The organism is Nonomuraea sp. NPDC004354 (assembly GCF_053602555.1).
This window is the reverse complement of sequence record NZ_JBSGDV010000002.1, coordinates 203,741-223,858: the sequence shown is the minus strand read 5'-3', so window position 1 is coordinate 223,858 and position 20,118 is coordinate 203,741. Positions and strand designations below refer to the sequence as shown.

Annotated in this window: 18 protein-coding genes; 7 read left to right on the top strand and 11 right to left on the bottom strand. The window is 72.2% G+C overall.

Going from position 1 to position 20,118, the window contains the following annotated elements:
• The 4 genes from ACWENQ_RS06700 to ACWENQ_RS06685 form a co-directional block, all read right to left on the bottom strand.
• Window positions 1-2,085 (bottom strand): SPFH domain-containing protein, encoded by a 2,085-nt coding sequence (locus ACWENQ_RS06700; protein WP_354921020.1) that lies wholly within the window; start codon window positions 2,083-2,085, stop codon window positions 1-3.
• Window positions 2,082-2,627, bottom strand: coding sequence for a hypothetical protein (locus ACWENQ_RS06695; RefSeq protein ID WP_354921018.1), 546 nt, complete (start codon window positions 2,625-2,627; stop codon window positions 2,082-2,084). Before ACWENQ_RS06695 ends, ACWENQ_RS06700 begins: the two co-directional genes overlap by 4 nt.
• A 74-nt stretch (window positions 2,628-2,701) precedes the next feature.
• On the bottom strand, window positions 2,702-3,352 hold the full coding sequence (locus ACWENQ_RS06690) for a response regulator (protein ID WP_449915811.1): 651 nt from the start codon (window positions 3,350-3,352) through the stop codon (window positions 2,702-2,704).
• Window positions 3,349-4,527, bottom strand: a complete 1,179-nt coding sequence (locus ACWENQ_RS06685; protein WP_452413107.1) for a sensor histidine kinase — start codon at window positions 4,525-4,527, stop codon at window positions 3,349-3,351. Before ACWENQ_RS06685 ends, ACWENQ_RS06690 begins: the two co-directional genes overlap by 4 nt.
• A gap of 210 nt (window positions 4,528-4,737) precedes the next feature.
• Here ACWENQ_RS06685 and ACWENQ_RS06680 point away from each other — a divergent pair, with 210 nt between their 5' ends.
• Both ACWENQ_RS06680 and ACWENQ_RS06675 read left to right on the top strand, forming a co-directional pair.
• Window positions 4,738-5,643: an NADP-dependent oxidoreductase gene (locus ACWENQ_RS06680; protein ID WP_452413106.1), complete on the top strand. Its 906-nt coding sequence runs from the start codon at window positions 4,738-4,740 to the stop codon at window positions 5,641-5,643.
• A gap of 105 nt (window positions 5,644-5,748) precedes the next feature.
• Window positions 5,749-6,219, top strand: coding sequence for a rhodanese-like domain-containing protein (locus tag ACWENQ_RS06675; protein WP_452413105.1), 471 nt, complete (start codon window positions 5,749-5,751; stop codon window positions 6,217-6,219).
• Between the two features lie 86 nt (window positions 6,220-6,305).
• Here ACWENQ_RS06675 and ACWENQ_RS06670 read toward each other — a convergent pair whose 3' ends face one another.
• Genes ACWENQ_RS06670 through ACWENQ_RS06660 form a run of 3 tightly spaced genes read right to left on the bottom strand, consistent with a single transcriptional unit; the run spans window position 6,306 to window position 8,720 of the window.
• Entirely contained in the window at window positions 6,306-7,298 is a 993-nt protein-coding gene (locus tag ACWENQ_RS06670; RefSeq protein WP_452413104.1) for an aminoglycoside phosphotransferase family protein, read from the bottom strand.
• 19 nt (window positions 7,299-7,317) lie between these two features.
• Entirely contained in the window at window positions 7,318-8,196 is an 879-nt protein-coding gene (locus ACWENQ_RS06665; protein ID WP_354921004.1) for a 1,4-dihydroxy-2-naphthoyl-CoA synthase, read from the bottom strand.
• An 11-nt stretch (window positions 8,197-8,207) separates the two neighbouring features.
• Complete coding sequence (locus ACWENQ_RS06660; protein WP_354921001.1) at window positions 8,208-8,720, bottom strand: PadR family transcriptional regulator; 513 nt, start codon at window positions 8,718-8,720, stop codon at window positions 8,208-8,210.
• Between the two features lie 67 nt (window positions 8,721-8,787).
• Here ACWENQ_RS06660 and ACWENQ_RS06655 point away from each other — a divergent pair, with 67 nt between their 5' ends.
• Together ACWENQ_RS06655 and ACWENQ_RS06650 are read left to right on the top strand one after the other, a co-directional pair.
• Window positions 8,788-9,339, top strand: a complete 552-nt coding sequence (locus ACWENQ_RS06655; protein ID WP_449915800.1) for a hypothetical protein — start codon at window positions 8,788-8,790, stop codon at window positions 9,337-9,339.
• Complete coding sequence (locus ACWENQ_RS06650; protein WP_452413103.1) at window positions 9,336-10,601, top strand: carotenoid oxygenase family protein; 1,266 nt, start codon at window positions 9,336-9,338, stop codon at window positions 10,599-10,601. Before ACWENQ_RS06655 ends, ACWENQ_RS06650 begins: the two co-directional genes overlap by 4 nt.
• A 20-nt stretch (window positions 10,602-10,621) precedes the next feature.
• Here ACWENQ_RS06650 and ACWENQ_RS06645 read toward each other — a convergent pair whose 3' ends face one another.
• Window positions 10,622-10,963 carry an ArsR/SmtB family transcription factor gene (locus tag ACWENQ_RS06645; protein ID WP_354920993.1) on the bottom strand — a complete coding sequence of 114 codons (342 nt, stop codon included), beginning with the start codon at window positions 10,961-10,963 and terminating at the stop codon, window positions 10,622-10,624.
• Between the two features lie 76 nt (window positions 10,964-11,039).
• On the opposite strand from ACWENQ_RS06645, the gene ACWENQ_RS06640 reads away from it, so the two are divergent.
• On the top strand, window positions 11,040-11,210 hold the full coding sequence (locus tag ACWENQ_RS06640) for a DUF3073 domain-containing protein (RefSeq protein WP_452413102.1): 171 nt from the start codon (window positions 11,040-11,042) through the stop codon (window positions 11,208-11,210).
• Between the two features lie 161 nt (window positions 11,211-11,371).
• Here the strand turns inward: ACWENQ_RS06640 and ACWENQ_RS06635 are convergent, their stop codons facing one another.
• Genes ACWENQ_RS06635 through ACWENQ_RS06625 form a run of 3 tightly spaced genes read right to left on the bottom strand, consistent with a single transcriptional unit; the run spans window position 11,372 to window position 16,325 of the window.
• Window positions 11,372-12,781 carry an MFS transporter gene (locus tag ACWENQ_RS06635; RefSeq protein ID WP_452413101.1) on the bottom strand — a complete coding sequence of 470 codons (1,410 nt, stop codon included), beginning with the start codon at window positions 12,779-12,781 and terminating at the stop codon, window positions 11,372-11,374.
• Window positions 12,778-13,665 (bottom strand): alpha/beta fold hydrolase, encoded by an 888-nt coding sequence (locus ACWENQ_RS06630; protein WP_452413100.1) that lies wholly within the window; start codon window positions 13,663-13,665, stop codon window positions 12,778-12,780. Before ACWENQ_RS06630 ends, ACWENQ_RS06635 begins: the two co-directional genes overlap by 4 nt.
• Before the next feature lie 2 nt (window positions 13,666-13,667).
• Window positions 13,668-16,325: an AAA family ATPase gene (locus ACWENQ_RS06625; RefSeq protein WP_452413099.1), complete on the bottom strand. Its 2,658-nt coding sequence runs from the start codon at window positions 16,323-16,325 to the stop codon at window positions 13,668-13,670.
• A gap of 101 nt (window positions 16,326-16,426) precedes the next feature.
• Here ACWENQ_RS06625 and ACWENQ_RS06620 point away from each other — a divergent pair, with 101 nt between their 5' ends.
• On the top strand, window positions 16,427-19,015 hold the full coding sequence (locus ACWENQ_RS06620; RefSeq protein ID WP_452413098.1) for an AfsR/SARP family transcriptional regulator: 2,589 nt from the start codon (window positions 16,427-16,429) through the stop codon (window positions 19,013-19,015).
• Window positions 19,016-19,092: 77 nt separating this feature from the next.
• Complete coding sequence (locus ACWENQ_RS06615; protein ID WP_452413097.1) at window positions 19,093-20,001, top strand: TIGR03619 family F420-dependent LLM class oxidoreductase; 909 nt, start codon at window positions 19,093-19,095, stop codon at window positions 19,999-20,001.
• Window positions 20,002-20,118: the final 117 nt, after the last annotated feature.

The following is a 20,118-nucleotide window of genomic DNA, read 5'->3' as shown; positions in this document are numbered from 1 at the left end:
TCAGCCCTTCACCGCCGTGAGCGCGGCCACCGACGACTCGGCCACGCCGAGCCTGCGCGCGCTCTCCAGAAGCTCGTTCAGCCTCGCCGTCTCCGGCCCGCCGTGCGAGATGAGCCGCATGAGCAGCGCCGAGACCGTCAGGTTCTTCACGTCCTCGGTGCTGATCCCGCCGACCAGCCTGGCCAGGTCCTCGGTGAGGCTGGCCGACCCGTTGAGGTACGGCTCGGCCAGCGTCCGCGTGACCGACGAGTGCTCGACGAACCCGTCGACGGCCTTGGCCGCGGTGATCGACCCGACCACCCTGTCGAAGAACATGCTGTCGCCGCCGACGATGTCGATGTTGGCCTTGGCCAGGCCCGCCGCCACGACGTTGGCCTGCGATTCGGCGACCTGCCGCTGCACGTCGATGTGCTTGAGCCTGATCTCCTTGTCGGCTTCGAGGCGCAGGCGGTACTCCTCGTGCGCCCTGGTCGCCTCGTCCATGGCGGCCATCGCCCTGGCCTTCTCGACGAGGCCCTCGGCCTCGGCCTTCAGCCGGTCGCCCGTCACCAGCGCCATGGCCTGCTCGCCCTCGGCCTGCGCCTTGAGCCGCTCGCCCTCGACCAGCGCCATCGCCTTGGCGCCCTCGGCCTCGGCCCGTAGCTTCTCCGCGGTGGCCAGGGCCTCGGCGCGGCCGACCTTCTCGATCGCGTCGGCGCCGCGCTCCTTCACCTGGACGTCGGCCAGGCCCTTGGCCGCGGCCTCCGCCTGCAGGCCCTCGGCCAGCCTGATCTTGGCCCGCGCGTCGAGCTCGGCGGCCTGCTGCCTGGCCTCGGCCAGCGTGAGCTCCTCGCGCGCCTTGTGCTTGGCCGCCGCCTCGGCGGCCTCGGCGGCCTTGATGTCCTTGACCAGGCTCTCCTGCGCCTCGGCCTCGGCCTGGATGATCGTGGTCTGGCGCAGCCGCTCGGCCTCCTCGACGGCGCGCAGCTTCTTGATGTTCTCCTCCTGCTCGGCGACCGTCTTCTCCACCGCGATCCGCTCGCGCACGACCTCGGCGATCGACCGCTTCTCGGTCTCGACCTCCCTGTCCTTGGCGATGCGCGACAGCTCGGTCTCCCGCTCGCGGGAGATGACCTCCAGCATGCGGTCCTTCTCGATCCGCTCGGTCTCGATGGCGATGACCCGCTCGCGGTTCTTCTCGGCGACGGCGACCTCGCGGTTGCGGTTCTCGGTCTGGACACCGAGCTGCTCGTCGGTCTTGATGTGCGCGGCCTGCGCCTTGAGCCGCTCCTCGGCCTGCACGCGGGCGATCTCCGCCTCCTCGCGCGCCTTCATCGTCTCGATCTCGCGCTTCTGCTTGATCTCCGCGTCCGCCTGGCGGCGCCTCAGCTCGAGGATGGCCTCGGCGGCGTCGACGTTCTGGCGGGTGATCTCCTTCTCCTCGCTGCGCCTGAACTCGTTGGTGCGCACGTTCTCGGTGGCGGTCAGCTCGGTGATCTTGCGGATGCCCTGGGCGTCGAGGATGTTGGCCGGGTCCAGCTTGGCCATCGGCGTCTGCTCCAGGTAGTCGATCGCGGCGTCCTCCAGGCTGTAGCCGTTGAGGTCGGTGCCGATCACCTGGATGATCCGGTCGCGGAACTCCTCGCGCTTGGTGTAGAGGTCGACGAAGTCGAGCTGCTTGCCGACGGTCTTGAGCGCCTCGGAGAACTTGGCGTTGAACAGCGCCTGGAGCGTCGTCTCGTCGCTGGCCCGCTCGGTGCCGATGGACTGGGCGACCTTGATGACGTCCTCGACGGTCTTGTTCACCCGCACGAAGAACGTGATGCGGATGTCGGCCCTGATGTTGTCGCGGCAGATCAGCCCTTCGCCGCCGGTGCGGGCGATCTCGATGGTCTTCACCGAGATGTCCATGACCTCGGCCTTGTGCAGCACCGGTAACACGACGGCTCCGGTGAAGGTCACGTCGACCCTGCGGACCTTGGAGACGATGAGCGCCTTGCCCTGCTCGACCTTTCTGAACAGCCGGCTGATGGCGAAGAGCAGGCCGATGGCGACGATCAGGATGACGGCCAGCAGGATGCCGAAACCCGTCGAGATGACACTCATGTGTGGTCCTCCATGACGTAGAAGAACTCGCCCTCCGCGTCGTAGTCGAAGATCAACGCGGTCTGGCCGCGGGAGAGGATGTCGCCGCCGGTCGTCCTGACCTGGACGACGGCCGACGCGCCGTCGGGGGCGGTGACCTCGGCCTGGCCGAAGGTGGCGTCGGCCCGGCCGGTGCGCACCACGCACCGCTGTCCGACGAAGTCGTGGCGGGAAGGCTCCTTCCTGTCGGGGAAGAGCCTGCGCAGGGGGATGATCAGGAGTTTCGTGCCCGCCCATCCGGCCGCGAGGGCGACGGGGAGCACGAGCGGCCCGCCGCCGACGAGCACCACGCCCGCCAGGCTCACGAACCAGGCCAGGGCGACGAACAGGGAGAAGGCGACGGTCGCCGGGATGCCGCCGAGGCCGAGGGGAAGCTGCACGTCGTCGAGGTCGACGTCACCGCCCATGACCATCACCACGAGCCAGTAACCGACGACCACGACGAGTAAGAAGCTGAAGAGCACGGCTGGGAAGGCCAGCGCGGCGTCGACGAATGCGGGCATCGGCTCCCTCGGATCATGCGCCCGTAATGGGGCGAATATATCGGCGGGGAGGTTGCAGGCCGCTTGAAGAACGCTTAACGTCCCGGTACGGCCAGCCCCGTCTCGTAGGCGACGATGACGGCCTGGACCCGGTCGCGCAGGCCGAGCTTGGTGAGCACGTTGCTCACGTGCGTCTTCACGGTGTGCTCGCTGACGACCATCTCCGCGGCGATCTCGGCGTTCGACAGGCCGCGGGCGATCAGCGCGAGCGTCTCCTGCTCCCTGGCGGTGAGGACGGCGAGCCGTTCCGGCGAGACCGCCGTCGCGGCCGGGCGCGAGGTGAACTCGGCGATCAGCCGGCTGGTGACGGTGGGGGCCAGCAGCGACTCCCCGGCGGCGACCACGCGGACCGCGCTGACCAGGTCGTCCCTGCGCACGTCCTTCAGCAGGAACCCGCTGGCGCCCGCCCGCAGCGCGTCGTAGACGTAGTCGTCGAGGTCGAAGGTGGTGAGCATGATGACCCTGGTCTCCTTGCCCACCAGCCTGGCCGCCTCGATGCCGTCCATCCTGGGCATCCGGATGTCGAGCAGCAGGACGTCGGGCCGGTGCTCGCGCACCAGCGCGACGGCCTCGACGCCGTCGCCCGCCTCGGCCACCACCTCGATGTCGGGCTGGGCGTCGAGGATCATGCTGAACCCGCCGCGCACGAGCTCCTGGTCGTCGGCCACCACTACCCTGATGCTCATCGGCGCACTCCTTGCCTGACGTGGTCCCGATCGGGGGTGAGCGGGAGCCGTACCGAGACCTCGAAGCCCTGACCGCCGGCGCGGGGGCCGGCGCTCACGGTGCCGCCGCAGGCGGCGGCGCGCTCGCGGATGCCGATGAGGCCGTTGCCGCCCGAGGGTAGCGCCAGGCCCGCGCCCGCGCCGTCGTCGGCGACGTCGAGCGTGAGGGCCTCGTCGCTCCAGCGGAGCGTCACCTCGGCGCGGGAGGCGCCGGCGTGCTTGACGACGTTGGTGAGCGACTCCTGCGCGATCCGGTAGACCGCCACCTCGGCGTCGGGCCGCAGCGGGCGCGGCGTGCCGTGCACCTGGAGGGAGACCGGCAGCGGCACCTGCGCGACCAGCGCGGGCAGGTCGGTGATCGTGGGCTGCGGGGCGCGCGGCCCCTCATCCTCCTTGAGCACGCCGAGCATGCGGCGCAGCTGGGCCATCGCGTCGCGGCCCGCGGTGGCGATGGCGTCGAAGGCGGCCTCGGCGCGGGCCGGGTCGCTCCTGACCACGACCGGCCCGGCCTCGGCCTGCACGACCATCAGGCTGACCGCGTGCGCGAGGATGTCGTGCATGTCGCGGGCGATCCTGGCGCGCTCGCGCTCGGCCGCGCGTTCGGCCTCCAGCGTCCGCTCCCTTTCCAGCTGTACGGCACGCTCCTCCAGCGCGGCGGCGTAGGCGCGGGAGGTGGCGGTGGCCCTGCCGATCGCGTAGGCGGCGACGGCGCACACGGTGCCGCGCACCGCGGTCTCCGACGAGCCGACCAGCGCGATGCCGCCGACCAGGGTGGAGACCAGCATGGCCACCCTGGGCCAGCGGGAGCTGTAGGCGGCGACGGTGTAGAGGCAGACGAGGGAGGAGTACCAGATCGGCTGGGAGGGGAGCGCGTCGGCCAGGTCGTAGAAGGGGACCGGGCAGATGCTCAGCACCAGCGTGGCGACGGGTGCCCGCCGCCGCCAGACCAGCGGCACCGCGGACGCGACGACGACCACGTAGCCCCACCAGTGCCACGCCCCGCTCGTCCACCGCTCCCCGAAGAACGGCGAGAGCTGGACGGCCAGGACGAACGCGGCCAGCGTGAGGTCGACCTGCAGCGGGGGAAGGGCGCGGAAACGCGCCTTCAGGCGGGCGATTTGCGGCAGATCTGACACGGTGTCCAATCTTCCTCCGTTCCGGGAGTGCTGCAGGCCATGGTCGGCCATGCGAGGGCGCGGGCGGATCGCCGGTGGGAGCGGTCCGCCCTCGCTCTCGAGAGGGATCCGGTACGGCGGCAGCGCTCTCCGCCATCCCGGGGATGGAGTTGACCTCAAGTTTGGTTGAGGTTGCACAGTGATCTCACCGAACACGAGGAGTTGATGACGATGAAGGCAGCGGCATTCGCGACCCCCGGCGGGCCCGAGGTGCTTCAGGTGATGGAGATCGAGACCCCGCAGGCGGGTCCCGGCCAGGTGAGGGTGCGGGTCAAGGCGGCGGGCGTGCAGCCGTACGACGCGGCGGTGCGCGCCGGATGGACCCCGCCCGGTGTGAGCGGCGACCTGCCGCGCGTCCCCGGCAACGAGTTCGCGGGCGTCGTCGACCAGGTGGGCGTGGACGTCACCGGGTTCGCCGAGGGTGACGAGGTGCTCGGCTTCTCCCTGCTGAACAGCTACGCGGAGTACATCGTGGTGGGCGCCGACCAGGTGGCGCACAAGCCCGCGGAGGTGCCGTGGGCCGTGGCGGGCAGCCTGACGGCCGGCGTGCAGACGGCGGAGCTCGCCCTGGACGTCCTCGACCTGCGGGAGGGCGAGACGCTGCTGGTGCACGGGGCGTCGGGCTCGGTCGGGACGGCCGCCGTGCAGATCGCCCGCCGGCGTGGTGTGACGGTGATCGGCACCGGCAGGGAGGAGAACCACGCCTACCTCCGCTCGCTCGGCGCGATCCCCGTCGCCTACGGGGAGGGGCTGGCCGACAGGGTCAGGGCGCTCGGCCAGGTGGACGCGGTGCTCGACGGGGCCGGCGGCCACGCGCTCGAGGTGTCCCTGGAGCTGGTGAAGGACCGCGCCAGGATCGTCACGCTGGTGGAGCACGGGAAGGCGGCCGAGCTCGGGGTGCAGCTGGTGAAGGCGGGCCGGACGGCCGAGCGCCTGGGCAGGTACGCGGAGCTGATCGCGAAGGGCGGTTTCAGCTGGCTGGTACGCCGTACCTTCCCCCTCGACCGCGCGGCCGACGCCCACCGGGAGATCGAGTCCGGGCACGGCAGGGGGAAGCTGGTCATCGAGATTCCCTGAGGTGGCGGAATCTTAGCGGTAGGCGGCTTTCCCGCCACTGTCTCGGGGGCGGTGTCCGCGGCCACCATGGGTGCGTGCCAAGCGGTCCGAGAAAGGAACCACCCGATGTCCGTTTTTCCCGCCGTCCCCGCCATCGGCAACGCCGCGGACAACGCCGCGGCCCTCGCCCACTTCGCGGCACGGCTCGCGTTCGAGACCGACGTGTCCGACGTCGCGGCCGACCTCGCGGGCCAGGTCCCCGGCGTCGTGGTCGTCGACTCGCGGAGCGAGGCGAGCTGGGATCAGGGCCACATCGAGGGGGCCGTCCACCTGCCGATCGCCGAGATCGCCGCCAGGGCCGCCGACCTGGTGCCCAGGGACGCCACCGTGGTCACCTACTGTTGGGGCCCCGGCTGCAACGGCGCCACCAGGGCGGCGCTGGAGTTCGCGAAGCTCGGATACCGGGTGAAGGAGATGATCGGCGGCTTCGAGTACTGGGCCCGCGAGGGCTTCCCCGTGGCGACCGCCGCCGGCGTGACCAGGAACCCCGTCGACCCGCTCACCGCCCCGGTGTCCGGCATCGCCTGCGCCTGCTGACAGCTGGGGACCCGGACCGGTCTGGCGCCCCCGGCTGGAAGAACGGCGGCCGGGGGCGATCATGGTTCTACCCCGTCCGCGGTGCGTCAACCACCGAGATCACCGGTTGCCGGTGTCTCCTTCCCGAACGGCCCCGCGCCGGGCGCGCTTCGCCTGCCGGACCAGCGGCTCAGCAGGGCCGCGACGATCGCGATCTCGTGCTGGTTGACCCGGGGCTCGCCGTCCTCCAGGGACCACAGGCCGTTCTGCAGCAGCCGGCCGAGCGTCCACCCGAGCGCGCGCTCCCGCTCCAGCCCCAGCCGCTCGACCATGAGGTCGAACCGCCTGAGCACCGTGCGCCGCACGTCCGCGGCGGGCCACCGGTTGCGCAGCGCCGGCATCAGCTCGAAGCCGGGGTCACCCACCAGCGGCTTGGGATCGATGGCGAGCCACGGCTCGCGCGCCGCCGCCAGCACGTTCTCGTAGTGCAGGTCCCAGTGGAGCAGCCGGTCGCCAGGCTCCCCGGCCAGCTCGCGCACGGCGGCCGCGCCCCGCTCCAGCCACACCCGGTCGTCCGGGTGGGCCCCGGGCAGCAGGCCGGGCGCGTCCTCCAGCATGCGCGCGGCGATGTCGCCGAGGGTGCGGACGCCGTCGGGGCCCTGGTGGGCGACCAGGCGGGCCAGCAGGTCGGCGAGGATGCTCAGCGCCTGCTCGGCGTCGGGCAGGTCGTCGAGCGAGCGGGCGCCGTCGAGGCGTTCGAGCAGGAGGGCGTTGGCCTGGTGCGGCGAGGTCGGTGAGGGGACGGTCGCGTCGTCGAGCAGGTGAACGATCCCGTCGCCGGCCCAGGCGCGCAGGCCGGGGGCCTCGCCGACGTTCTCGCCGGTCGCGGGCTGGAGCTTCAGCGCGGCCGGGGTGCCGTCGGCCTCCCGTACGGGGATGACGAGCGCCACGACACCGTGCATCGGGGCGCCGTCGGGGCGCAGGCCCCAGCGGTCGAGGAAGTGCCCGGCCAGGCCGGGCAGGTCGGCCGTCCACTCGGGCCCCGCGTCGTCGGCGTAGGCGAGGTGGTGGGCGGCGAGCTCGGCCGGGACCTCGATCATCGGAAGCGCCGGGGGGCCGTCAGAAGTGCCAGGGGAACGGTGACCAGTCGGGCTCGCGCTTCTGCAGGAAGGAGTCGCGGCCCTCGGCGGCCTCGTCGGTCATGTACGCGAGGCGGGTGGCCTCTCCCGCGAAGACCTGCTGGCCGACCAGGCCGTCGTCGATGAGGTTGAAGGCGTACTTCAGCATGCGCTGCGCGGTGGGCGACTTGCCGTTGATCTTGCGGGCCCATTCGAGCGCGGTGGACTCCAGCTCGGCGTGCGGCACGACCGCGTTGACCATGCCCATCCGGTGGGCGTCGGCGGCGGAGTAGGTGTCGCCGAGGAAGAAGATCTCGCGGGCGAACTTCTGGCCTACCTGGCGGGCCAGGTAGGCCGAGCCGAAGCCGCCGTCGAAGCTGGCCACGTCGGCGTCGGTCTGCTTGAAGCGCGCGTGCTCGGCGCTGGCGAGCGTGAGGTCGGACACCACGTGGAGGCTGTGGCCGCCGCCGGCCGCCCACCCGGGGACCACGCAGATGACGATCTTCGGCATGAAGCGGATGAGCCGCTGCACCTCGAGGATGTGGAGGCGGCCCGTCGAGGGGGTGCCGTCGGCGTACTGGTAGCCGTCCTTGCCCCTGATGCGCTGGTCGCCGCCCGAGCAGAACGCCCAGCCGCCGTCCTTGGGCGAGGGGCCGTTGCCGGTGAGCAGCACGCAGCCGACGTCGGTGGTCTGCCTGGCGTGGTCGAAGGCGCGGTAGAGCTCGTCGACGGTCTGCGGCCGGAAGGCGTTGCGCACCTCGGGCCGGTTGAAGGCGATCCGGACGGTGCCCTGGTCGACGGCCCGGTGGTAGGTGATGTCGGTGAAGTCGAAACCCTCGACGACCTGCCAGGCCTTGGGGTCGAACAGCTCGGAGACCATGGCTCAAGAGCCTAACGGATCTGTTGCTCGGCCCACTCGGCCCACTCGCGCTGGGTCTCGGTGAACCGCAGGCCCCACTCCAGCACGATCCTGCCGTAGACCGAGAGGTTGTCGTCGCCCGCCTCGACCATCGCCCTGATCTCCTGGAGGGACGCCTGCCGCGCGGCGGCGACGGCGGCCTGCTCCCGGACGAAGGCGCGGGCCTCCTCCGGGGAGAGCTGTCCCAGGAAGAAGACGCGCAGCAGCAGGTCGCTGCGCCCGCCGTGGGTCGGCTGGACCTCCGTCATCCAGTGGCGCAGCTCGGCCGTGCCCTCCTCGGTGATGGCGTACTCCTTGCGCCCGCGCGGTCCTTCGGCGGTGACCGTGATGAGGCCGGTGTCGGCCAGCTTGCCGAGCTCGCCGTACAGCTGGCTCTGCGTGGCGGGCCAGACGTTGGCCAGGGAGATGTCGAACAGCTTCATCAGGTCGTATCCGCTCGCGGGTCCCTCTGCCAGGAGCCCGAGCACCGCGTGTCGCAAACTCATATTCCTATGTTGACATATCGGGAGAGGAAGTTCTAGCTTCGACCTGTCTACATAGGAAGGTCAAAACATGCGTGCCCTGATCGGATTCCTGCCCTGGATCGTCTACGCGGTCATCGCCACCGGCGACCAGTGGCGCTACGGCGCCATCACGGGGCTGGCGATCGCCGTCGTCCTGGTGCTGTGGGACCGGCGCTCGGGACGGGCGTGGGACGAGATCGTGATCGAGACCAGCGCGGCCGTCTTCTTCGCGCTCATCACCGCGATCTCGTTCATCTGGCCGCACACCGAGCTGGTGAAGTACGGCCCGGCCCTGGTCAACGTGTGGCTCGCGGGCACCGCCTGGGGCTCACTGGCCATCGGCAGGCCGTTCACGCTCGGCATCGCCAAGACGATGGCGCCGCCCGAGGTCCACACGCTGCCGGTCTTCTACCGGGTCAACGCCGTCATCACCGCGGTGTGGGCGGCCTTCTTCACGATCGCGGCCGTGGCCTTGACCGTCGTGCTGGCGCTCGACCCGCACGCCACCACCCTGGTCATCGCGATCAAGGTGCTGACCTTCGTCCTGCCGACCCTGTTCACCGTCCGCTACCCGAAGATCGTGGAGGCGCGCCACTCATGACCACCTACCTCGAAGGCCACCTCGCTCCCGTTCCCGACGAGATCGACGCCGTGGACCTGCCGGTCACCGGCGTGCTGCCCGAGGAGCTGACCGGCCGCTACTTCCGCAACGGCCCCAACCCGAAGCCGGGCGTCGACCCCGGCAGCTGGTTCGCCGGCGACGGCATGATCCACGGGGTACGGCTGCGCGACGGCCGCGCCGAGTGGTACCGCAACCGCTGGGTCCGCACCAGCAGGTTCACGCACGACGCGCCCTACGTCACCGAGCGCGGTCCCGACCGGGCGGCGGTCCAGGCCAACACCCACGTCATCCACCACGCCGGCAAGATCCTCGCGCTGGTCGAGGCGGGCTTCCCGTACGAGATGAGCGGCGAGCTGGACACGGTCGGACCGTGCGACTTCGGCGGCCGGCTGACCACCGGCATGACCGCGCACCCCAAGGAACTGGACGGCGAGCTGCACTTCTTCGGCTACGGCGTCGTGCCGCCCTACCTCACCTACCACCGCCTCGACAGCGCGGGCGAGCTGGTGGAGAGCAGGGTCGTCGAGGTGCCGGGCCCGACGATGATGCACGACTTCGCGGTGACCGAGCACTACGTGGTCTGGCTGGACCTGCCCGTCGTCTTCGACATGGAACGGCTCGGCAGGGGCATGCCGTTCAGCTGGAGCGACGCCTACGGCGCCCGCCTCGGCGTGATGGACAGGGCGGGCGGCACCCGGTGGTTCGAGGTGGACCCCTGCTACGTCTTCCACGTCGGCAACGCCCGCGAGGACGAGGGCAAGGTCGTCCTCGACGGCGTCCGCTACTCCCGCGAGGGCTTCGCCAAGACGTGGACGATCACCGGCGGCCAGGACGACCCCACGCCGCGGGCCGGCGTCGCGCTCCTGCACCGCTGGACGCTCGACCCGGCCACCGGCGCGGTCAAGGAGGAGCAGCTGGACGACCGCAGCGTGGAGTTCCCCACCTTCAACGAGGACCGGCTCGGCCGCGCCAGCCGCTACCTCTACGCGGTCACCGACGGCGAGCTGGTCAAGTACGACCTCGAGCGCGGCACCGGCACGGTGACCCCGGTGGGCGGGCACGCCGGCGAGGCGGTCTTCGTGCCGAGGGCGGACGCCCGGGCCGAGGACGACGGCTGGCTGATGTCCATCGTGGACGACAGGCTCCTCGTGCACGAGGCGACCGACCTGCACGAGGTCGCCGCCGTACGGCTGCCGCGCCGTGTCCCCGCCGGCTTCCACGGCAGCTGGATCGCCGACTAGCCCACCGCGCGGCCTTCGCCCTAGCCCACCGCGCGGCCTTCCGCCCTCAGCTCCGCCAGCAGCTCCCCCTGGTCGGCGAGCATGTCGGTGAGGATGCGCCGCGCGTCGATGAGCAGATGGGCCACGTCTGGACTGGACAGTGCGTAGACGACGGTCGCTCCGTCACGGGTGGCGCTCACGATCCCGGCTCTGCGGAGGACTGCCAACTGCTGTGAGAGGCTCGATGCCTCGACTTCGATCTCGGTGAGCAGATCGCGGACCGGTCTGGGACCCTGCCTGAGGAGTTCTAGCACCTGGATGCGCACGGGATGCCCGAGCGTGCGGAAGAAATCTGCCTTGGCCTGGTACAGCGGAACGGGCATGCAACTATCGTAATATAGCGAGTTGCACAATTCTTCAACTTGATAGGATGATGGCGGGCATCGAGGGAGTGGAGCCATGGGGCGAGGCAGAGCCAAGGCGAAGCAGACGAAGGTCGCTCGCGAGCTGAAGTACACCAACCACCACATCGACTACGAGCGCCTGCGCGAAGAGCTCGGCGCCGAGTCGCCGCGGGATGACGGGGCGACCACGGAGCAGTCGCACGACTCCGCGGCTTCCTCCGGCTGAGTCTCGGCACGGCAGAACGGGCGGTCGGCCGGGCATCGGCCAGGTGCGACCGCCGCGACGGGCGGATGACGGGCGATCAGGCGTGGTCGCCCGCACACGGGCATCACCACAGGTGGCGAGCGCGCTGACGCTCGCCGTCCTGGTCACGGGGGCCGGTCGCGCTACGCGCGTGTGGCGTGCACCCGGTCCTCGGCCGCGATGCGCTTCGCCGTACGGTCGGCGCTGGCAGTGGCCCACGTGCCCGTCGTGAGGCAGCCGACCAGCAGGACGGCGGCGCCGCAGCCGGCGATGATCCACCAGGCCACGTCGTTGTCGGCCGGTCCCGTCGTGGCGATGACCGACCCGATGACCGCGACACCCAGTGACATGCCGATCTGGCGGCTGGTCGAGGTGATGCCGGCGGCGACGCCCGCCTGCTCGCGCGGCATACCGGACACGGCGGTGTTCGTGATGGGCGCGTTGACCAGGCCGAAGCCGATGCCGAACAGGACGAACGCGGTGAACATCAGCGCGACGCTCTGCGCGGCGCCGAACCCGGCGAACAGCACGCCGCTGCATGCCATGGTCAGGCCCGCCAGCAACGTCGGCAGCCGGGGGCCGCGGGCGGCCACGATCCGACCCGACAGCGGCGCGGACACCAGCGTCATCGACGCCATGGGAACCATGTAGAGACCCGCGTGCAGCGCGTCCAGGCCACGCACCTCCTGCAGGTACAGCGTGTTGAGGAACAGGAACCCGCCCAGGGCCGCGAACGCGCTGACCGCCAGGACGGTCGCCCCGCTGAACGGCGCGCTGCGGAAGAAACGCAGGTCGATCAGCGGCTCCACCCGGCGCCGCTCGTAGGCCACCAGCCCGGCCAGCGAGAGCGCGGCGAGCGCGAGGCAGCCGAGGATGAGCGGCGAGGTCCAGCCCTCCGCGGGGGCCTCGATGATCCCGAACGTGAGCGAGCCCAGCAGCACGATCACCAGCAGCTGCCCCACCGGGTCGAACCTGCGCGCCCGCGGCGCCTTGGACTCGGCCACGAACAGGGCGGTCAGGATCATCGCCGCGACGCCCAGCGGCAGGTTGAGCCAGAAGATCGAGCGCCAGCCCAGCGTCTCCGTCAACAGCCCGCCGGCCAGCGGCCCGGCCGCCATGCTGATGCCCGCCACGCCACCCCAGACGCCGATGGCCCTGGCCCGCTCGCGCGGATCGGTGAAGACGTTCGTGATGATCGACATCGCCACCGGGTTCAGCATCGAACCGCCCGTGGCCTGGACCATCCTGAAGACGACCAGCCATCCCATGCCGGGCGCCAGGCTGCACAGCAGCGAGCCGAGCGTGAACAGCAGCAGGCCCGCCTGGAACACCCGGCGCCGGCCCACCCTGTCGGCGGTGGAACCCGACAGCATGAGCAACGAGGCCAGCACAAGGGTGTAGGCGTCGACCGTCCACTGCAGGTCGGAGACCGAGGCGTCGAACTCCTGCCTCATGGACGGCAGCGCCACGTTCAACGCCGTGTTGTCGAGGCTGACGATCAGCAGGCTCATGCAGCAGATCGCCAGCACCAGCATCCGGCGGTGATAGCTCACCTTCGCACAGTAACCGTGTGCGCCAGGATCGCGTCGGCCAGGGTCCCGTGCACCGGCGGGGCGAGCATGTGCCCCATGCCCTCCACCGTCAGCAGCTCCGCGCCGGGGATCTCCGCGGCGATGAGCGCGCCGTGGCCCGGCTTGGCCGGCTCGTGGGTGCCCTCGATGACCAGCGTGGGCGCCTTCACCGTGTGCAGGACACCAGCCGGTTCGAAGGTCATGTCCGCCGCCGCCGCGAGCCGGTGGTTGGCCAGGGCGGACAGGTCGAGCGCCCGGTCGTGGAGCCGCTCGGCCTGGCGGCGCTCCTCGTCCTCGTCGAAGGGCAGCCCGCCGCCCGACAGGACCCTGGCCTCGGCGATCTGGAAGTCGATCTGCTCGGCCCTGGTCGCGGGCGGCGCGGTGGTGATCATCTGCCGGTAGAACTCGACGAAGGCGGGGGCGGGCGGCGGCAGGCTGCCCTCCGGCTGCTCCTCGCCCATGAGAGCGCGCATGATGGTCATGCCCTCCCGCCGGCCGAGCGGCGAGGAGCCGATCACGGTCAGCGTGGTCACCCGCTCGGGGTGCTCGACGGCGATCCACTGGGCGAGCAGGCCGCCCGCCGAGTGCCCGACGATGTGCGCCGACTCGATCCCGTGCGTGTCGAGGACGGCGAGCGCGTCGTCCTTGATGTCACGCCAGGTGTAGGGGTCGCTCGCGAAGTCGACGGTCCTCGACCGGCCGGTGTCGCGGTGGTCGTAGCGGATCACCCTGCGGCCACCGGCGGCCAGACGGCCGACGAACGCGTCGGGCCAGCTCTGCGGGCCCTGGGACATGGAGCCCGCGATGAGCAGGACGGGCGGGTGGGCGGTGTCGCCGAACTCTTCGGTCCAGATCGTGTTTTGCATGGCTAAAGCTTCTCGTCCGGCGACTCGCCTGCCATCCGTAGGACTACTAGTGCCAGTTCGGTACGTGAGCTGACACCGAGCTTCGGATAGATCTTGTAGAGGTGGTACTCCACGGTGCGCGGGCTGAGGAACAGCTGCGCGGCGACCTCCTTGCTGGAGGCGCCCGCCGCCACCAGCTTGGCGATGCGCAGCTCCTGCGGGGTCAGCGCGGCGAGCGCCGCGGGCTCGGATCTGGCCCGGGTCTCGCCCGCCGCGCGCAGCTCGTCGCCCGCCCTGCGCGTCCACGGGTCGGCTCCGGCCCGCTCGAACGTCTCCATCGCGTAGCGCAGGTGGGCCCGCGCCTCTCCGGGGCGCTGCAGCCTGCGCAGCCGCTCGCCGTACAGCAGGGCGGTCCTGGCCCGCTCGAAGCCCTCGGTGTGCAGGCCCATGGCCTCGTCGAAGGCGGCGTCGTCGCCGAGCAGCGCCCTGCACCTGGCCAGCAGCGCCCTGGCCAAGGGCGTGCGCGCCTCGGCCGCCCAGCGCTCGTAGGCGCTCAAGGCCGCGCGGGCCGCCTCCAGCTCGCCGCAGCCGACCGCGGCCTCGACCCTGTCGGGCGTCGAACGCCACACCGCCGTGGGATGCCCGGTCGCGACCAGCCCGGTGAACCGGTCGTGGGCCGCCGCGTGGCGTCCCAGGCCCAGGTCGAGCAGGCCGAGCGCGTAGCGGGCGATGCTGGCCCGCATGCCCAGGCGATGCGGGATCGCGATCGCCAGCGCCTCGTGGGCCAGGCGGGCGCAGTCGTCCTCCCGCCCCTGGACGGCGGCGACCGCCGCGAGGTTGGCCAGGTGGGCGGCGACCGAGTTGGTGTATCCCGCCTCGCGGGCCAGCTCCAGGCCCTCCTCGGCGATCGCCGCGCTCAGCGCGAACCGGCCCTCGATGCGCTCGGCCGTCGCCACGAACTCCAGCACCACGGGCAGCTGACCCACCATGCCCGACACGCGTGCGGTGCGCCCGGCCCTGGTGGCCAGCTCGGTCGAGACGTCGGCCTCGCCCAGGTAGCTGGCCGCGGCGGCGGCCCACAGCAGCTGGGCGGCCTCGTCGAGCTCATCGCTTCGGCTCAGCGCCCTGCGCAGCATCAGCGTCCCGGCGGCCCGGTCGCCGGCGAGCGTCGCGCCGATCCCGGCCACCGCGTCGCGCACGAAACCCTCGGGGAAGGACTCGGCCCGGCGGCCGAGCGCGACGATCGCCTCGACGTCGCCCACGTAGGAGGCGGCCTCGGAGGCGTCGGCGAGCATCTCCAGGGTCTCGCCGCCGGACAGGATGCGAAGCGCCTCGGCCGCGTTGCCGGAGTTGAGCTCGAACCGGCCTCTGAGCTGGGCGAACTCTGGCCGGTCGGCGAGTGATCGGGCCTCGGCCAGGCAGCTTTCCGCCTGCCCTGGCCGGCCGCCGAGCCAGGCCGAGGTGGCCGCGGCGGCCAGCCGTACCGCGCGCCGCTCTGGATCGGGGGTCAGCTCCGCGGCCCGCACGAGCGTCGTGGCGGCGTCGGCGTAGCCGCCGCGCGCCCTCGCCCGCTCGGCCGCGGCGGCCAGCTCAGCGGCGACCGCCTCGTCCTGGCCGACCGTCGCCGCCGCCCGGTGCCAGGCCCGCCGGTCAGGATCACCCACCTGTACGGCAAGCGCCCGGTGGACCTCGCGCCGGAGCGCGGCATCGGCGTCGGCGTGGACGGCCGACCTGACCAGCGGATGCCTGAACCTGATGGCCGTGTCGACGCTGACGAGCCCCGCGGTCTCGGCGGCCCGCAGCGCCGGCTCCCCGCTGCCCGCGGCCTTCAGCACCACCTGAAGATCGCCCCTGCCTTCCAGCGCCGCGAACAGGAGCAGCCGCCTGGTGTCCTCGGGCAGCCGCCGCACCTGCTCCCCGAAGATGCCCGCGCCCACCGGCAGCGGCTCGGGCAGCGGGGCGGTGCCGGCCAGCTGCGCGGGCGTCAGCAGCTCGACCGTCTCGCGCAGGGCCAGCGGGTTGCCGCCGGTCAGCTCGACCAGGCGCGCCACCACCTCCCTCGCCGGCCGGGCCCGCGCGGCGAGAAGCGTGCCGGCGCTGTCCTGGTCGAGCCCGCCCAGCGGCAGCTCGGGCACGCCAGGAGTGCGCGTCTCCCCTCGTACGGCCAGCAGCATCGCGATGCGCTCGCTGCCCAGCCGCCTGGCGGCGAACAGCAGCGCCGCCGCCGAGGCCTGGTCGATCCACTGGAAGTCGTCGACCACGACCAGCAGGCCGTCGGGCACCGCCGCCTCGATCAGCAGCGACACGACGCCCGCCGCCACGAGGAACCGGTCGTCGCTGCGGGCGGCGGCCAGGCCGAGCGCCCCGGCCACCGCGTCGCGCTGCGGCCCGGGCAGGGCGTCCAGATCGCCCGTGACGGGGTGGAGGAGCTGGTGGAGCGCGGCGAAGGCGAGCCCGCTCTCGCTCTCGGTGCCGGTGGCCTTGAGGACCCTCAGCGGGCCCGCCTGGCGTTCCGCGTGCTCGACCAGGGCCGACTTGCCGATGCCGGCGTCGCCGCGGACGACGAGCGCCTGGCCCTGGCCCTTGCCCGCCGCGTCCAGCAGAGCGGTGATGGCGGCCTGCTCGGCGGCTCTGCCGTACAGGGTGTCCGTCTGGCGGATCCGCTTGTCTGTCTCGCGCACCCGCCCGAGCCTACGAGCAGGCGCGGGGCCGCGTGCCGCGGGGGCGGGTCAGGCACGAGGTTCGAAGGGCGGCGAGGGCCGGGGCGTGGCATCATCCCCCAATGCGTTTCGAGCTGCTGGGACCGGTACGTTGCCTGCGGGGCGAGCAGGAACTCGACCTGGGCTCCCCTCAGCAGCGGCTGACCCTCGCCGCCCTGCTCCTGGCCGAGGGCCGCGTGGTCGGCCAGGACCAGCTGATCGACATCCTGTGGGCCGACGCGCCGCCCAGGACCGCCGCGAACGTCGTACGGCAGTACCTGTCGCGGCTGCGGGCGGCGGTGGGCGCCGAGGTGATCCAGTCGGTGGCAGGCGGATACAGGTGCGCCGCCGCCACCGACGTGGCGGACTTCCACCGGTTGCTGAGCAAGGCCGCGCAGGCCCCGGCGGACCAGGCGTATACGCTGCTGAACCAGGCGCTGGAGTGCTGGCGGGGCGAGCCGCTGGCCGGGCTGCCCGGCGCCTGGGCGCAGGCGCGGCGCGCCCGGCTGGCCGAGACACGCCTGGTCGCCCTGGAGTCCAGGATCGACGCCGACCTGGCGCTGGGGCGGCACGCCGAGGTGATCGGCGAGCTGACCGCGCTGCACGCCGAGCACCCGACCCGCGAGCGGCTGTCCGGCCAGCTCATGCTGGCCCTCAAACGCGCCGGACGGCAGGCCGAGGCCATCGGCGTCTACACCGACACCCGCCTGCTCCTGGCCGAGGAGTTCGGCGTGGACCCGTCGGCCGAGCTGGCGGCCGTCTACCAGCAGATCATCGCCACCGACCAGCCGGTCGTCGCCGTGAGAGCCGGCGGGGTCCGGCCGGCGCCGGCACAGCTGCCGGCGGGCGTGCACGACTTCACCGGCAGGCGTGACGTCGTGCGGGACCTGGTCGAACGGCTGAAGTCGGCGGGTACGAGCACGATGCCCGTCGTGGGGGTGTCAGGCCCGGGCGGGATCGGGAAGAGCACGCTGGCGCTGCACGTGGCGCATGCCGTACGGGAGAGCTATCCCGACGGTCAGCTGTACGCCAACCTCCGCAGCGGAAACCAGGCTCCCGAGGACGTACTGGCCGGCTTCCTGAGGGCGCTGGGCTGCGCCGACCGCCGGATTCCGCCCACCCTGCCGGAGCGGGCGGCGCTGTTGCGGTCCACGCTCGCCGGTCGGCGGGTGCTGGTCGTGCTCGACGACGTCGCCGGCTCCGGCCAGGTCGAGCCGCTGCTGCCGGGCTCGGCGACCTGCGCCGTGATCGTCACCAGCCGCGTCCGGCAGGTCGGCATTCCCGGTGCCCAGCTGACGGCCCTCGGGCTGCTGTCCGCCGACGAGGGGCTGGAGCTGCTCGGAGGCGTCGCCGGGCAGGCCCGGGTGACGGCCGAGCCGCGGGCCGCCGCCGAGCTGGTCGAGGCGTGCGGGCGGCTGCCGCTGGCGGTGCGGATCGTGGCCTCCAGACTGGCCGCGCGGCCCGGCCTGCGGCTGGAGGCCCTGGCGGTACGGCTGGCCGACGCCCAGCGCCGCATCAACGAGCTCAAGGCCGGGCAGGAGACGGTGGCGTCCTGCTTCGCGCTCGGCTACGAGCAGCTGCCCCCGGAGCAGGCCAGGGCGTTCCGGCTGCTGGCGCTGGCCGAGGGACCGGACCTGCCGGTCGAGGCGGTGGCCGCGATGCTCGGCGTCGGCCCCTTCGAGGCCGACGACCTGTGCGAGGCCCTGGTCGACGCGAGCCTCCTGGAGTCCACCGCCCCGGGCCGCTACCGCTATCACGACCTGCTGCGGCTGTACGGCAGGGGCCTGGTCGGCGACGAGGAGCGTACGGCCGCGACGCGGCGGCTCTTCGAGCACTACCTGTCCGGCATCCGTGGCGTGTGCCGCGTCGCGCTGCCGGGCTTCGTGCACCCGGCCGGGACCGGCCGTCCCGAGCTGAGCTTCTCCGGGGTACCGGCCGCCCGCGCCTGGATGCGGGCCGAGCAGGCCAACGTGGCCGCCACGATCGCGGGCTCCGGCCGCGAAGGTCTCATGCGCGAGGTGCCCCTGCTCGCCCACGTGACCGGGTTCGCCGACGTCGACGACGCCATCTTCCTGCCCTCCGTCATGCTCGCGATGGGCTTGGGCGCGCAGCGCATGGCGGCGACGGACGAGGCGGTCAACCTGCTGTCCGAGGCTCTCGCGCCGGTCGACGCCCACGCCCATCCCAAGCTGAGCGCGATGATCCACGCCATGCTCGCCATGGCGCTGGCCGACGACGGCTCGATCCCGGACGCCCGGCACCACGCCGAGCGGGGTCTGGAGCTCGGCAGGCTGGCGGGCGACCCGCACAGTATCGGGGTCAACCAGATGGCGCAGGGAGTCGTGTGCTTGTGCGCGGGCGAGCTGGACCAGGCCGCCGAGCATCTGCTGGCAAGCGCCGAGACCTACCGCAGGGGCGGCCTGCCGCTGAGAGTCGCCTGGCCCGCCAACCGCCTGATGCTCGTCCACCTGGCCGCCGGACGGCCGCAGGACGCCGTGGCCGTCGGCGAGGAGGCGGTCCCTATGGCCGAGGCGATGCACGACCCCCTGCTGGCCGGGAGGCTCCTGGCAAGGCTGGGCCAGGCATGGGAGGAACTCGGAGACACCCGGCAGGCGCGGCGCTGCCGCACGGAGGCGGCCGCCGTCCTTCTGCCCTACCAGCTCATGGAATGACCTGTTGATAACGTGGCGTTTATCGCCACCCCAGATGATGTGACCTTCCATGACGCGCTGGTGAAGGGAATCACGCAATGCTGGGCCTCGCCGTACCCCAACTCGGTGTCCTCGCCGATCCACGGCTGTCGATCGAGGTGGCGAAGGCCGCCGAGGAGATGGGCTACGACAGCTTGTGGGTGGGTGACCGGCTGCTGAACCCCACCCGGCCCACGACGCCCTATCCGGGCGGCGACGGCACCATCCCCCCGCAGCACCGCAGGTGCCTCGATCCGCTGACGGTCCTGACCGCCGTGGCCACGGCCACGTCCCGGGTACGGCTGGGCACCAGCACCCTCAACGCCTTCTGGACGCCGCCCGTCGTCCTGGCCAGATCGCTGACCACGATCGGCCTGCTCAGCGAAGGACGGCTGGACGTGGGGCTCGGAATCGGCTGGTCGGCGGACGAGTACGCGGCCACCGGAATCCCCTGGCACGGGCGAGGGGAGCGCCTGGAGGAGACGCTCGACATCCTCGACCTGGTGTGGGGCGAGTCCGACGTCATCCGCCACGAAGGAAGGCTCTGGACCATCCCCGAGTCGGTGATCGGCTCCAAGCCGGTCCAGCGGCCCGCGACGCTGCTCGGCGGGTTCTCGCCGGCGGCGCTGGAGCGGATCGGGCGAAGGGGGGACGGCTGGCTGGCCGCCGCGCTGCCCCTGCCGATGCTGACACGTGCCTGGCGCGGCATCCAGCGGCACGCGGAGTCCATCGGCCGCGATCCGGCGAAGCTGCGGCTGATCGTGCGCGTCAATCCCAGGATCACACCGGAACCGGTGCCGGACGAGCAGGTCCCAAGTCGCGGCACCCTCGAGCAGATCGCCGGCTACCTCACGGAGGCGGTCATCACCCTGGGCGCCGAACCGCTGATCGACCTGCACTACTCGACCGAGAACCCCGCCGACTACCTCGCCGTGGCCGGCGACTTCCGCAAGCTCATCCACACCTGAGGTCGGGGCGCCCGCGGTCGGGATTCCCCCGGGCGGCCGCCGACATCTTTCGGGCGACGTCCGCGACGACGAGCGCGGTGGCGATGGCGGCGATCCCTTCGCCGCGGCCGGTCAGCG